This window comes from Bowdeniella massiliensis (assembly GCF_023634005.1).
Lineage (GTDB): Bacteria > Actinomycetota > Actinomycetes > Actinomycetales > Actinomycetaceae > Bowdeniella > Bowdeniella massiliensis.
Map to the genome: position 1 here is coordinate 174,969 of NZ_JALIQR010000006.1, position 12,608 is coordinate 187,576.

18 protein-coding genes are annotated in these 12,608 nt (G+C 64.8%); 9 read left to right on the forward strand and 9 right to left on the reverse strand.

The annotated features are described in order from the left end of the window. The first annotated feature begins 15 nt into the window (after positions 1–15). From MUN85_RS05890 to MUN85_RS05905, 4 genes are all read left to right on the forward strand, one after another. Positions 16–528, forward strand: a complete 513-nt coding sequence (locus MUN85_RS05890; RefSeq protein WP_092562617.1) for a phosphoribosyltransferase — start codon at positions 16–18, stop codon at positions 526–528. A 151-nt stretch (positions 529–679) separates the two neighbouring features. After that, on the forward strand, positions 680–2,380 hold the full coding sequence (locus MUN85_RS05895; RefSeq protein WP_250505829.1) for a carbon starvation CstA family protein: 1,701 nt from the start codon (positions 680–682) through the stop codon (positions 2,378–2,380). A 77-nt stretch (positions 2,381–2,457) separates the two neighbouring features. Next, positions 2,458–2,805 carry a cory-CC-star protein gene (locus MUN85_RS05900; RefSeq protein WP_250505830.1) on the forward strand — a complete coding sequence of 116 codons (348 nt, stop codon included), beginning with the start codon at positions 2,458–2,460 and terminating at the stop codon, positions 2,803–2,805. 7 nt (positions 2,806–2,812) lie between these two features. After that, positions 2,813–3,772, forward strand: coding sequence for an ArsA family ATPase (locus tag MUN85_RS05905; protein ID WP_250505831.1), 960 nt, complete (start codon positions 2,813–2,815; stop codon positions 3,770–3,772). On the opposite strand, the gene MUN85_RS05910 is transcribed toward MUN85_RS05905, so the two are convergent. Both MUN85_RS05910 and MUN85_RS05915 read right to left on the reverse strand, forming a co-directional pair. After that, positions 3,769–4,287, reverse strand: coding sequence for a low molecular weight protein-tyrosine-phosphatase (locus MUN85_RS05910; RefSeq protein ID WP_250505832.1), 519 nt, complete (start codon positions 4,285–4,287; stop codon positions 3,769–3,771). The genes MUN85_RS05905 and MUN85_RS05910 overlap by 4 nt on opposite strands. Before the next feature lie 245 nt (positions 4,288–4,532). Next, positions 4,533–4,748 (reverse strand): hypothetical protein, encoded by a 216-nt coding sequence (locus MUN85_RS05915; RefSeq protein ID WP_250505833.1) that lies wholly within the window; start codon positions 4,746–4,748, stop codon positions 4,533–4,535. Between the two features lie 16 nt (positions 4,749–4,764). Between MUN85_RS05915 and MUN85_RS05920 the strand changes: the two genes are divergently transcribed. Continuing rightward, a complete protein-coding gene (locus MUN85_RS05920; RefSeq protein WP_250505834.1) occupies positions 4,765–4,947 on the forward strand; it encodes a 6TM ABC transporter family protein in 183 nt (60 codons plus the stop codon). Positions 4,948–4,959: 12 nt separating this feature from the next. Then, positions 4,960–5,319, forward strand: a complete 360-nt coding sequence (locus MUN85_RS05925) for a 6TM ABC transporter family protein (RefSeq protein ID WP_250505835.1) — start codon at positions 4,960–4,962, stop codon at positions 5,317–5,319. Here the strand turns inward: MUN85_RS05925 and MUN85_RS05930 are convergent. The 3 genes from MUN85_RS05930 to MUN85_RS05940 are packed head-to-tail and all read right to left on the reverse strand — an operon-like array spanning position 5,310 to position 7,110. Next, positions 5,310–6,119 (reverse strand): thioesterase family protein, encoded by an 810-nt coding sequence (locus MUN85_RS05930; RefSeq protein WP_250505836.1) that lies wholly within the window; start codon positions 6,117–6,119, stop codon positions 5,310–5,312. The genes MUN85_RS05925 and MUN85_RS05930 overlap by 10 nt on opposite strands. A 59-nt stretch (positions 6,120–6,178) precedes the next feature. Next, positions 6,179–6,658, reverse strand: a complete 480-nt coding sequence (locus MUN85_RS05935; RefSeq protein ID WP_250505837.1) for a hypothetical protein — start codon at positions 6,656–6,658, stop codon at positions 6,179–6,181. Next, the gene (locus MUN85_RS05940) at positions 6,655–7,110 is read right to left on the reverse strand and encodes a hypothetical protein (RefSeq protein ID WP_250505838.1); all 456 of its coding nucleotides are present in this window, start codon (positions 7,108–7,110) and stop codon (positions 6,655–6,657) included. Before MUN85_RS05940 ends, MUN85_RS05935 begins: the two co-directional genes overlap by 4 nt. A 29-nt stretch (positions 7,111–7,139) precedes the next feature. Here MUN85_RS05940 and MUN85_RS05945 point away from each other — a divergent pair, with 29 nt between their 5' ends. Further along, entirely contained in the window at positions 7,140–7,901 is a 762-nt protein-coding gene (locus tag MUN85_RS05945; RefSeq protein ID WP_250505839.1) for a polysaccharide deacetylase family protein, read from the forward strand. A gap of 61 nt (positions 7,902–7,962) precedes the next feature. Further along, the gene (locus MUN85_RS05950) at positions 7,963–8,373 is read left to right on the forward strand and encodes a TM2 domain-containing protein (protein WP_250505840.1); all 411 of its coding nucleotides are present in this window, start codon (positions 7,963–7,965) and stop codon (positions 8,371–8,373) included. Position 8,374: 1 nt separating this feature from the next. Here MUN85_RS05950 and MUN85_RS05955 read toward each other — a convergent pair whose 3' ends face one another. Genes MUN85_RS05955 through nrdF form a run of 3 tightly spaced genes read right to left on the reverse strand, consistent with a single transcriptional unit; the run spans position 8,375 to position 10,917 of the window. Beyond that, a complete protein-coding gene (locus MUN85_RS05955; RefSeq protein ID WP_250505841.1) occupies positions 8,375–9,715 on the reverse strand; it encodes a glycoside hydrolase family 15 protein in 1,341 nt (446 codons plus the stop codon). Further along, entirely contained in the window at positions 9,703–9,936 is a 234-nt protein-coding gene (locus tag MUN85_RS05960) for a hypothetical protein (protein ID WP_250505842.1), read from the reverse strand. The genes MUN85_RS05955 and MUN85_RS05960 overlap by 13 nt, the downstream gene beginning before the upstream one ends. Before the next feature lie 6 nt (positions 9,937–9,942). Beyond that, positions 9,943–10,917, reverse strand: a complete 975-nt coding sequence (nrdF, locus tag MUN85_RS05965) for a class 1b ribonucleoside-diphosphate reductase subunit beta (protein ID WP_092562645.1) — start codon at positions 10,915–10,917, stop codon at positions 9,943–9,945. Between the two features lie 92 nt (positions 10,918–11,009). Here nrdF and MUN85_RS05970 point away from each other — a divergent pair, with 92 nt between their 5' ends. Further along, the gene (locus tag MUN85_RS05970; RefSeq protein WP_250505843.1) at positions 11,010–11,969 is read left to right on the forward strand and encodes a Sir2 family NAD-dependent protein deacetylase; all 960 of its coding nucleotides are present in this window, start codon (positions 11,010–11,012) and stop codon (positions 11,967–11,969) included. Here MUN85_RS05970 and MUN85_RS05975 read toward each other — a convergent pair. Beyond that, positions 11,947–12,480, reverse strand: coding sequence for a DUF3152 domain-containing protein (locus tag MUN85_RS05975; RefSeq protein WP_143027333.1), 534 nt, complete (start codon positions 12,478–12,480; stop codon positions 11,947–11,949). The genes MUN85_RS05970 and MUN85_RS05975 overlap by 23 nt on opposite strands. Positions 12,481–12,608 lie beyond the last annotated feature (128 nt).

Here is a 12,608-nt window from a genome sequence, read left to right on the forward strand (position 1 = left end):
CTTTAGAATCGATTCATGACTGCTTTTGACGACGGCGCGAGCACGGATGCGGACATCGTCCGCGAGGTGCTGACCTGGAACGATTTCGGCGCGAGCGCGCGCCAACTGGCCCAACAGATCGTCGACGATCACTGGCGGCCCGATCTCGTCGTCGCCGTCGCCCGCGGCGGCCTGCTGCCCGCCGGCGCCGTCTCCTACGCCCTCGGCGTCAAGGCCATGGGCACAATGAACGTCGAGTTTTATACTGACGTCAACGAAACCCTCGACGAGCCGCTGCTGCTCGATCCGCTCATGGACACCACCGATCTGCCCGGCAAGAAGATCCTCGTCGTCGACGATGTCGCCGATTCCGGCAAGACGCTTGCCAAGGTGATGGAGTTGCTCGGCGAGTTTGAGGGCGCCGACGTGCGCTCCGCCGTGATCTACCACAAGCCGCGCTCGATCGTCGTGCCGAACTACGTGTGGAAGCAGACCGATGACTGGATCGTCTTCCCGTGGTCGGCCGAGCCGCCGGTGCAGCCGCGCTAAGGACACGATTTGGTGACATATCGGCAAGGTGTGTCATTTTCACCACATGATGGTTTAGCTTAGGGATACCCACCTTCGTGGTGTGCGCCACGCAGCCGAACCATGTCCGTGACTTTCGGCGGCGCGCACCCCTGGATCTAGGAGTGTTCCTATGAACTCACTTGTGCTCGCCGTCGTCGGCATCGCGATGATGCTGGCGGGCTACTTCCTCTACTCTCGCTTCATTTCGGCAAAGGTGCTGCAGCTCGACTCGAAGTTCGTCACGCCGGCGCACGAATTTGAAGACGGCATCGACCACGTCCCCACGAACAAGCTCGTGCTGTGGGGCCACCACTTCACCTCGGTTGCGGGCGCGGCGCCCATCGTCGGTCCCGCCGTCGCCGTCATCTGGGGCTGGCTGCCGGCCTTCCTCTGGGTCACGCTCGGCACGGTGTTCTTCGCCGGCATGCACGACCTTGGCGTGCTGTGGGCCTCGGTTCGCAACAAGGGCAAGTCGATCGGCTCCCTGTCGGGGCGCTACATCGGCGATCGCGGCAAGGTGCTCTTCCTCGTCGTCATCTTCCTGCTACTGCTGATGGTCAACGCGGCCTTCGCCGTCGTCATCGCGGGGCTGCTCGTCGGCACGCCGACGGCCGTCATTCCCACCTGGGGCGCACTCGTCGTCGCGCTGCTCGTCGGCCAGGCGATCTACCGCTTGAAGTGGAATCTGCCGATCGTCTCCGTCGTCGGCGTTATCGCCTTGTATGCCCTCATCATCCTGGGCGACCAGGTGCCCGTCGTGCTGCCCGAGACCGTCCTTGGCCTGTCCGCCAAGGCATTCTGGATCCTGCTGCTGTTCCTGTATGCCGGCATCGCCTCGATGCTGCCGGTGTGGGTGCTGCTGCAGCCGCGCGACTACATCAACGGGCTGCAGCTCTTTGTTGGGCTCGGCCTGCTCTACATTTCGGTGCTGATCACGATGCCGACCGTCGTCGCGCCGGCCGTCAACCAGGCCGTGCCGGAAGGCACGCCCTCGATCGTGCCGCTGCTGTTCGTCACGATCGCGTGCGGCGCGGTCTCCGGCTTCCACGGCATGGTGGCCTCGGGTACCAGCTCCAAGCAGCTCAATAAGGAAACCGATGCTCGCTTCGTCGGCTACTTCGGGGCCGTCGGAGAGGGCCTGCTCGCGCTCGGTGCGATCATCGCGACGACCGCGGGCTTCAAGACGCTGGCCGACTGGGAGGCCGTCTACTCGGCCTTCGGCCAGGGTGGGGTGAATGCCTTCGTCGACGGCGGCGGCGCGATCATGGAAAGCGCGCTCGGCATCCCGCACTCGCTGTCCGCGACGGTGCTCGCGACGATGGCCGTGCTGTTCGCCGCCACGACGATGGACACCGGCGTGCGCCTGCAGCGCTTCGTCGTCCAGGAAGCCGGCGAGCTCATGGGGGTCAAGCTGCGGCACATCTCCGCGACGCTGATCGTCCTTGTCGTCTGCCTCGCACTGAGCTTTGCGGCCGGCGCCGACGGCGAAGGTGGCATGATCATCTGGCCGCTGTTCGGTACGACCAACCAGCTCATGGCGGCGCTCTCGCTCGCGATCGTGACCGTCATCCTGCTGCGCAAGAAGCGCCTCGCGCTCGTGACGATGATTCCGTTCGGCGTCATCTTGGCGATGAGCGTGCTCGCGCTCGTTGTGCAGCTGGGCACGTTCTACAAGGACGGCAACTGGCTGCTGCTCGTGCTGGACATCATCATCTTGGTGTGTGCGCTGTTCGTCTCCGTCGAGTCCATCCGCGCGATGGTCAAGGCGCCGACGCAGGACGATCCGGATGCCGAGGTTCGCGCCGCCGAGCCCGTCGAGCACGATATCTAACGCGCGATTGCGCAGCCTTGGTGGGCGGTCGGGCCGACGTGGCCGGCCGCCCACCCGGCACGAGGAGAGGAGAGGTCATGACGCAGGAGCCCGAGCGCTACGATGCCGTCGAGATCAATGGCGAGCGCCGCATTCCCGCGGGCTCGCTCGACTTCGAACCTCGCACCCTGAAGGAGAAATGGCAGGCGTTTAAGGCCGGCTGGCACGAGTACTACTACGCGCGCTACCGGGGCACGATGGCCCGCACCGCGCGCGATGAGAACGACTTTTTCATGCTCGTCGTCCTTGGCGAGGCGCTCGGCATCCCGAACCCCATGGCCTATGAGACCGCCGAGCTGTGGCCCTATCTGCGCGAAGACCTGCACGAATGGCACACCCGCATGGGGATGGAGCGCTCCCCCTTTGACCACATCGGCTGCTGCTAGGAGACACATGCCCGCGATCCGCGATCTCGCCGATCACCACCGCATCCTGTTCTTTTCCGGCAAGGGCGGCGTCGGCAAGACGACGCTGGCCTCCGCCACCGCCCTCGCCCGCGCGCAGGCCGGCGGGCGCGTCCTCGTCGTCTCCACCGACCCGGCCCACAACCTCGGCCACCTGTGGGACCGCAGCGTCGGCGCCGTTCCCGTCACCCTGTGGGAGGGGGCCGGCAGGCTCGATGGCGTCGAGCTCGACCCGGCCGCGATCGCGGCCGAGCACCTGGCCGTCGTCGGCGAGACGATGAAGAAATTCGTCGCCGACGGGATGCAGGGCCAGGTCGATACCTACCTCGCGGTGGTGCGCGATTCGCCGGGCACCCACGAGTCTGCGCTCATGGAGCGCATCGCGCAGATCGTCGTCGATGATGCCGCCGGGCGCTACGACCTCATCGTGTTCGACACGGCCCCGACGGGGCACACCGCGCGGCTCATGCGCCTGCCGGACATGATGGCGGTGTACACCGATGCGCTGATCTCGCGGCGGAAGAAGTCCGAATCGTTTTCCGACGCGGCCGAGGCGCTCGGTTACCGCAAAAAGGACAAGGAGCGCGAGGCCGATATCCGCGCGGTGCTGGACCGGCGCCGCACGCTCTTTACGCGGTTTCGCGAACACCTGAGCGACACGGCCGCGACGAGTTTCGTCCTTGCGCTGACTGCCGAGCGGATGCCCGTGCTCGAGACGATCGAATTTGCCCGCTCGCTCAGTGAACTCGGGATTTCCGTCGGCGCGCTGGCCGTCAACCGCCGCACCCCGCCCGGCCTCGGGGAGGTCTTTGAGCAGCGGCGCGCGAGCGAAGCCGACTACATCCGGCAGCTCGCGAGCGCGCTGTCCGCCCCCATCGTCGAGATCGAGATGCTCGGCGGCGAACCGACGGGCTTCGCGGCGCTCGAGGGACTGGGCCGCTACCTCTAGTTCGCCTTCGCGGCGGCGATGGCGGCGTCGAGCACGGCGTCGGCAGAACCCTCAACAACGGCGAGCGTGTCGAGGAAGTCCTGGTGTCCGCCGTACCACGGGTCCGGCACGTCCAACTCGGTGCCGACGGGCGTTCCGCTCGGCAGCTCGGGATCGAACTCCCGCCACATGCGGACGTTATCCGTGCTAACCCCGTCGCGTTCGGCGATGCGCCTGAGTGCGGAGAAGTGTCGGTCGGTCATCGCGAGGACGAGATCGTAGCCGGCGAGCTCTCCGGGGCGGACCTGGCGGGCGGCGTGGCGCGGGATCTCGTAGCCCGCATCGCGCAGCACGCGCTGCGCGCGATCGTCGATCGGGTTGCCCGCCTCCTCATTGCTGATGCCGGCCGAGACGACCTCGACCGCAATGCCGCGCTCGGCGGCCCGCTGCGTCAAAATGACGTCGGCCATGGCGGAGCGACAGATATTGCCGGTGCACACGACAAGGATGCTGGGCTTAACGGATTTTTCAGTCATGGTACTAGTGTCTCAAAAAGGCTTGAATCCGGCTGTCTATGCCCTAAAAATGGGCCGCAAGGAGGAAGAGTGGGCGCCCGGGGGCCCAGGCTCAGGGCGCTGCCACCCATGTTTCCTCTGGACGGATTCCGCTATGACCGCTCCTGCCACCTCGCCCGATTCGCCCGCGACCGAGGCGAAGGCCCCGCCCTTTGGCGAGGGCATCGCCCTGCTGTGGGGCTATGTGCGTCCCCGCCTCGCGACGATCAGCCTCGGGATTTTCCTGGGCCGGGCGCCTGGCCGAAAACATCGTCCTCGATGCGCGACCGAGCCTCATCCAGCGGTTTCTTCGCGCCCGCCTTGAGGACATTCAGGCCCTCAAAACCGGCGAGCTCATCACCCGCGTGACCTCCGATACGGTGCTGTTGCGGGAAGCTGTGGCCACGGGCGTCGTCCAGATCGTCAAGCACTGTCTCGCTCATCGGCACCGTCGTCCTCATGCCGAAAATCGGGAAGGCGGACAAGCAGGCGCAGGACGCGATCGGGGAGGTCGGCGCCGCGTTAGAAAGCGGCATGCGCGCCCTGCGGACCGTGAAATCCTCGCGCGCCGAGGCGCGGGAGATCGCGCGGGTGCGGTCCAAGGCCGAGGAATCCGCCCACTTTTCGATCCGCTCGGTGTGATACTCCGCGCTCGTGTGGACGGTCGCCGGCGGCGGCATCCAGCTCGCCATCATCACGATCCTTGGGCTCGGGGCCTGGCGGGTGAGCTCCGGCGAGCTCGCCGTCTCCACGCTCGTGGCCTTCCTGCTCTACGCCTTCAACATCGTCGACCCGGTCACGACGCTCGCCGGCGCCTTCGCATCCATGCAATCGGGCCTCGCCGCCGCGGCCCGGATCCGCGAGACCGAACACCTCACCCTCGAGGACATCGCCACTGGCGCTGCCCTGGCCGCGTCCCAAACCGCGCACGCTGACGATCGGGTTTTCCACTGTGCTCACGGCCTCAGCGTACGGACGAAGGTGACGCGGATATGTCCGCCTGGTTACGGATGAGACCTCATGTCTCGCACCGTCAGGATCTGCTCGGCGCGGCCAAACGGCCCGGCGGTATCGTGCAGCACGGTGGAGGTCACGCCGATGCCGTCGGGGCCAATGGACTGTTGGACGTCGAAGCCGATCCAGTCCCCGACCGGTTCGCGGTAGAGGTAGACCGTCAGGTCGACGTTGGGGAACATCCACTCGTCTTTCGAGCCGCGCGGCATGACACCGTTCGTCGTGTCGGCCATGCCCATGAGCCGGGCAAACGGGCTGGTTTCCCGGCCCTCACACACGTCGTGCTTCGTCGTCATCCACACGACGCCGTTGCCCAGTCGGGAGCGGGCCGATTGCCGGAAGGTGGTGGCGCGGATGAAGCCGCCGGGCCATTTCGTCATCTCCGGATAGGGCTCGCATTCGGCGGGCCCGGGAATGTCGGTGTCCTCGTAGCCTTCTATTTCCGCCGAGTTGGAGGTCATGAGGCGCCAGGCGCGCAGCACGAGGAGTTCGCGGCCGTCTTTGACCATCGCAGCCTGGATGAGTTCGATTGTTTTGCCGGGCCGGATCGTCTCGACGATGACCTGGAAGCGGCCGCCGTGCAGGAGGCCCATGATGTCGAAGGCGAGGCGGGCGAAGCGCTTGGCAGGACCGGCCGGAGTGGAGCCGTCTTGGAGTTCGACGTGGCGTTCGAGTTCCTGGGCGAGCAGGCCACAGGCCGCGGCCATGTGTTGCTGTTCCGGGTTCCACGCCCCCTCGGCGTGCTCCGTCGATTCGAACCAGTTGCCACCAAGATGCCGGTAGAAAGCGCGCGTCGTCATGACCAGATCCTGGTCGAGGGTACGGTTTTGTTCAAGCAGGTGTGCCGCCTGGTAGGAGGTCAGTCTCCTGGCCGACCGAGAGCGGGCCCGATCTGGGCAAATTCCTCTTCGGTCACTCGCCAATCCTCCAGCTTCAGTGCGTCCGCGCGCCGGGCGAACCTGCCCGTGAGGTTAAGCGGCAGGCGATAGGCCCGGGTGAGATCGAGCGCGGTGCGCCCGCGCAGGAAACGGGCACGTCGCAGGCTCGCAAACGCGAGGACTGCCGGATCGCTCGCGGCAACGAGCCGGCCCAGATACGCTGCTTCGCTGTCTTTGGCCAGCACGATGACGGGCTCTGGCTTGTCCATCTTGACCCACGCGACCATGCCCGTTCGGTAGACGTGAAGGGACGTGTCATAGCTCAGGGGCGGGACCGCCCCTGTCGGCACGGGGGTGGCAGTCACGGTGAGGCCTCGCAGGTACCACCCGCGGAAGAGTTTTTCCGTCGGCAGGCCGTCGCTCATGAAGTCGAGGATCGCGCCGATCGCGCGCTTGATCATGAACGTCCTTCGCCAGTTGGGTAGCCGAGGGCTGCGGCAACGAGCTGAAAGTCAGAGCGGCGCAGCTGCTTGCCTTCGCTATAGAGCTGATCGGCGGGCAGCTTCTTCAGGTGGGGGATATCGACCGCGTTGCGGTTTTTCAGGACATCGAATTGGGCCAGGTGCTCCAGCCTGATCGCCCCCGGCGTCGCGGGGTCTACCAGCGCCGCAACCGTCTGGCCAGCGATCGCGAGCACGACAACAGGTTTGATCGCGGGCAGCTTTGCCCACGCGATTGATCCAGGCTGGATAGCGCCCGTCGCGGGGGTTTCGGGGTTCAAGGCAGGCAGGTCGCCGCGCGCAACATCGGCGGCGCAGGCTTTGAGTTTTCGCATGCGGCGTTTGCGTTGTGAGGGCTTTGATATGAACGCATCGCCGACGAGATCCAGGGCCAGATCTACGAGGAAACTCATACCCCATTATGGCGCAGTACAGTTATCTCATGAATCCACCCGGGGGGCGGTGGCGACGGATCATTCTCGCCACGATCTGCGCTGTTCTTATCTTGGCGCTAGGCCTCGGAATCGGTCGCGTCCTCCCCCGCCATTTGAAGCCCGCCGAGCGGGTCGCTCCGCGCAGCGAAGATGTGCCGGCGGCGCTTCGCGTCGAGACGGTGTTTCGGACCAATCCCGCCGACAAACTCGTAGCGCTCACCTTCGATGACGGCCCGGATGAGCGCTGGACGCCGAAGGTCCTCGACATCTTGGCTAAGCATCGAGCCAAGGCGACCTTTTTTGTTATCGGCTCGGCGGTGAAAAAACTGCCGGATCTCATCGCCCGCGAAGCCCGGGAGGGTCACGAGGTCGGGATCCACGAGTGGGAGCACGTCGACTATCTGCGGCAGAGCTTTTCCGACCTCAGCCGACGCCTTAGCGAGACTAAAGCGGCGATTATCGCCACCGGCGCCCCGGCACCGCGGCTTGGCCGCCCGCCCTACGGCCGATTAGATTCGCCGTCGTTGCGCAGCTACGCAGATCTCGGTCTGACGGCCGTGCTGTGGTCCCACCATTTCCCCGGCGCCCACGCCGCCGAGGTGCGGAAACGAAACGAAGCCTCCGCTTCGCCCGGCATGATCGTCCTCGCCCACGATGGTAGGGGCGATCCGAGCGATGAACTCATGGGTGAACTCGATACCTTCATCGGCAGCCTCAGCGCTCAGGGCTATGCGTTCGTTACGGTCAGCGAACTACTCAAACGGTCGTAGCAATGCGGTCAACAGCGCTGATAACCTCGCTTGTGAAGGCTGCGAGAAGCTAGGAGCATCGATGTCTACGCCTCATGATCCGTGGCAGGATGAGCGCCGCAATCCCCCGCACCAGTCCAGGCCGCGCTATTCCTATCCAGATGCTCACTATGCTCAGGGCGGCCCAGAGAGTTCGGGTCCTGAAAACTACCCTCAGCCGGACCAGTACTACGCCCCCTATCCCCCGCCTCGACCGGCCCACATCTCCCACCGCTCACGCATTCTTGCAGCCCTGTTAGCGCTCTTTCTCGGGACCTTGGGCATCCACAATTTCTATCTCGGCTTTATCGGCCGCGGTCTCGCGCAGCTCCTCATCACGGTTTTCACACTCGGATTTGGCGCAGTCATCACAGCGATCTGGGCGATTATTGAGGCGATCTTGCTGCTCGTTAACACGCAATCGATCGATGCCGAGGGACGGATCCTTCAGTAGCTCACGGGCGAGCTGTCTCCAGGGTTTTCTCAAGCGGTTCTTGGTCATCCAACGCTAGGTAGGCGAGGACGACGTTGGCGGACGACCATGCAAGCGGTGCCACCGCGCTCGGCTTTCCTTCGACGGAGACTTTTTCGGGGATCGCTCCCGTCTGCGTGGTGTGGGCAGCCGTCCACACCAAGATCTCCTTGGCTTTCGTCGCTAAGCCTGCCTCCGCCGCAACCCAGGCGTGCAGCGTGGTTTCGGGTGTCCACGACAGGCCATCCTTCTTCCACCCGGCCCCCGGAGCGTAGCCGCCGGATACCTCGACGAATTGGCGGGGCAGAGATTCCTGCCAGGCTTCGAAAGCCCCGGGCAGGGCGAGCGGTTGGAAGGGTGGGAGCGTGAACGCCACCGCAGCATCGGGCGCCGTGCCTCCGCCGTAGCGGCCATAGTCTGGCCCGAAATGCTCCACAATCTCGTCAATGAGTCGGGCCGCGGTGGTCTCGGCGAGCACCACGATGCGTGAGTGTTCCTCCGGCAGCTCGATCCCTTCGACGATGGGTGAAACGGCCCGCAACCCGGCGAGGGTCATCGCAGCCGTCGATAGAGTCAAGCTGGTTTCGCCGCGCTCCCAGTAATCCGAGCTCGGCGCAGGCAGACCCGTAGCGGTTTCCCGAAGCATCGCATCCGTCGCCGCGAGAATGGATGTTCCGAACTCTGCCCAGAGAGCGCTTCGCTCTTCCGGACCCATATGTGCCACGAGTTGGGAGAGTCCCCAGACGTACCAACCCACCGATTCGAACTGCGCTGAGCGGTCATCGGGAGGAGTGCCATCCGGCTTATATCTGGCCCGAAACGTCCCGTCATCGAGCTGGTGCGCGGCGAGGAACCGGTAGATCTCGGTAGCTGACACAAGCTGCCCGGTCCTCGCGAGCGCAGTACCAACAAAGGCAGCGTCTCGCGGCCACACGTATCGCCAATTCGCTGACCAGCCGGCATACGCCACCCGCTGAGCGGGCACGATTCCGGCAACTTTCGGCGACAGCGTCGACACATCGCGCAGGGCGTTGCGTGCGAGCGCCGCAAGGGCCTGGCCCTCATCCGTGTCGGGAGTACTCGGGGCCGGGGCTGCTATTGACCACCCCTCGTCGCAGGCATCCGAGATCACCGATGAAGCTGCGTCTCCGACGGGGATCTCCTGGATCTGACCGTCCTCGTTAGGGCAGACGCCAGCCTGGAAAAGTGGCTGGGCCGGCGGATAGCTGCGGTGGCCGGACACCGCAGCTGCCGCGATCAGGGTGCCCACGGCAAGACCGAGGACTGATAGGAGCTTGCGCCGCTTCGCGCCTATCCGGTCCATGTGTTCATGACATCGCCGAAGCGCTCGCCACTGAATTTAATGAGCGCATATCCAAGGAGGTTCCATCCGAGCGCAATCGGAAACACCACCCAGCTGACCGGATCACCTTTCACGACGTTGTATATGACGACTGCCGCCATCAACAGGGTGAAGGCGATACCAAGCCACAAGATGATCGCGCCGAGGAGCGCGATCCAGCGCCGTGCCGTGCCCTTAGCCATCCCGAGCTAGAACTCCCAGTCCTCGTCCTCGGTCTCTTCGGCCTTACCCATGACGTAGGAAGAACCAGAGCCAGAGAAGAAATCGTGGTTCTCGTCAGCATTCGGGGACAGTGCTGCAAGGATCGCCGGGTTCACGGCCGTCGCATCCTTCGGGAAGAGCGCCTCGTACCCAAGGTTCATCAGTGCCTTGTTCGCGTTGTAGCGCAGGAACATCTTGACGTCTTCGGTCAGGCCGAGCGGATCGTAGAGGTCTTCGGTGTACTGCTCTTCGTTGTCGTAGAGCTCATCGAGCAGCTCGTAGGTGAAGTCCTTCAGCTCGGCCTGGCGCTGAGCCGACTGGTTCTCGATCGCGCGCTGGTACTTGTAGCCGATGTAGTAGCCGTGGACAGCTTCGTCGCGGATGATCAAGCGGATGAGGTCGGCAGTGTTGGTCAGCTTGGCGTGCGCGGACCAGTACATCGGGGCGTAGAAGCCGGAGTAGAACATGAAGGACTCGAGCATGACCGAGGCAATCTTGCGCTTTTCCGGGTCATCGCCGTGGTAGAGCCCGAGGATGACTTCGGCTTTCTTCTGCAGGTTCGGGTTCTCCTCGCTCCAGCGGAAGGCTTCATCGATTTCCGCGGTCGAAATCAGGGTGGAGAAGATCGAGGAGTAGCTCTTAGCGTGGACCGACTCCATAAACGCAATATTGGTCAGGACGGCTTCTTCATGCGGCGTCGTGGCGTCCGGCAGCAGTGAGACGGCGCCGACCGTGCCCTGGATCGTGTCGAGCAGCGTCAGGCCGGTAAAGACGCGGGTCGTCATCGTCTTCTCGTCCTCGTTCAGCGTCGCCCAGGACTGGATGTCATTGGACACCGGCACCTTCTCCGGCAGCCAGAAATTCGCGGTGAGACGATCCCAGACTTCTTGGTCCTTCTCGTCCTCGATACGGTTCCAGTTAATGGCCTTCACAGCGTCAATGATCTTGAGCTTTTCAGTCACGTCTCATCCTTTGTGAGCTTGGAGGGTGTCTGGCCCAATGGTGACACATTTTTGCGCTCGAGACACAGGGCGCGCGATAGCCTGAAGGCACCATGTCCGGCAATGATTCCTTCGATACCTCCCACCCTGCGGCGCTCGCGCATCACAGCGCGATTCGCTCGATTCAGCGCGTCGTCGCGGAAACGGCGCCGCTGCAGGACGCCACGATCGCGAGCGCCGGGATTCTGCGGCTGCTGCGCGAGACGCGGCCGCTGGTGCTCACGGGCGCGGGGGTCTCCACGGACTCGGGGATCCCGGACTATCGCGGCCCGAACGGCTCGCTGACGCGGCATCGGCCCATGACCTACCAGGAGTTTCGCCACGACCCGAAGGCGCGTCACCGCTACTGGGCGCGCTCCTTTGTGGGATGGCGGCACATGGATCGAGCGCGGCCCAACCGAGCGCACGAAATTCTGGCGTCGTGGGCAGGCTCGGGCCTGATCGCGGGGCTCGTGACGCAAAACGTCGACGGGCTGCATGCCGAGGCGGGCGCGGCGGACGTCGTTACGCTGCATGGCGATCTCGATATTGTGCGCTGCCTGGACTGTGGCGCGACGGAGGCGCGCGCGTCGCTCGATGCGCGGCTAGCGGCGGCGAACCCCGGCTACCTGGAGGCGGTTCGGGTGGCCCCCGAGCTCGTCAATCCCGATGGCGATGTCACGCTCGATCAGGCGTGGGTCGATCGCTTTGTTATGGTGCCGTGCCTCGTGTGTGGGTCGCTCGCGCTGAAGCCCGACGTCGTCTACTTCGGAGAAAATGTGCCCGAGGTGAAAAAGTCGCGGGCGCGCGAGCTCGCGGCAGCGGCGGGCTCGGTGCTGACCGTCGGGACGAGCCTTGCGGTGACGAGCGGGTATCGCTTCGTGCTCGATGCGAAGGCGGCGGGAAAGCCCGTCGGGATCATTAATGGTGGGCCGACGCGCGGTGATGCGAAGGCCGATTATCGCTGGCGCAGCGACGTGGCGAGTGCGCTCACCTGGCTGGATGCCCGCGTTAGGGGTTCGGCCAGCCGTTAGGGGTGCAGGGCGCGGTCTTCAGGGTCTGCTGCTGCATGACGTGGGCGACCTCGCCGGGACCGGCGCACTTTTCGTGCAGCTGGCTGAGCAGGTGCCCGACCTCGTGGTTAATGAGGTAATTGCGGTACTCGCTTAACGTACCGCCGGCCTCGGTGAAGGCCTCGGCGCCCTCGGACCAGCGCACGACGTTAATGACGGCGGCATCGCCGCGCTGGCAGGAGACCCGGCCGTGGGTGGGCAGCGGCGCGCAGAGTTTGTCGACGGTATCCGGGGAGGCGAGGACGACGCGGATCTGGCCGCCGGAGGCGACCTGGGTGAAGGTGCGGGGCCAGGAGCGCGGATCGTTGAGGATGCCATGGACGCGTTCGGCGAAGACGTCCGGATCGACCGGCAGGCCTTCTTCCACCTCGATGCGGTAGGGCATCGGCTGGCCCTTCTCGCGTCCCGGCTTATCCTTCGAGACCGGCTGCAGCGTGCCCGAGGCGAGCTGCGGGATTTCGCCCGAGAGCATGCCGCCCTCATCGGCCGTCGGCGTCGGTGACGGGGTGGGGCCTGTCCTTTAGACACATCTGACGCTGCCGACGGTATGCAGGGTGCTGGACCTTGTCGTTCATGGTTTTCTTGCAGTAATGATTGTAT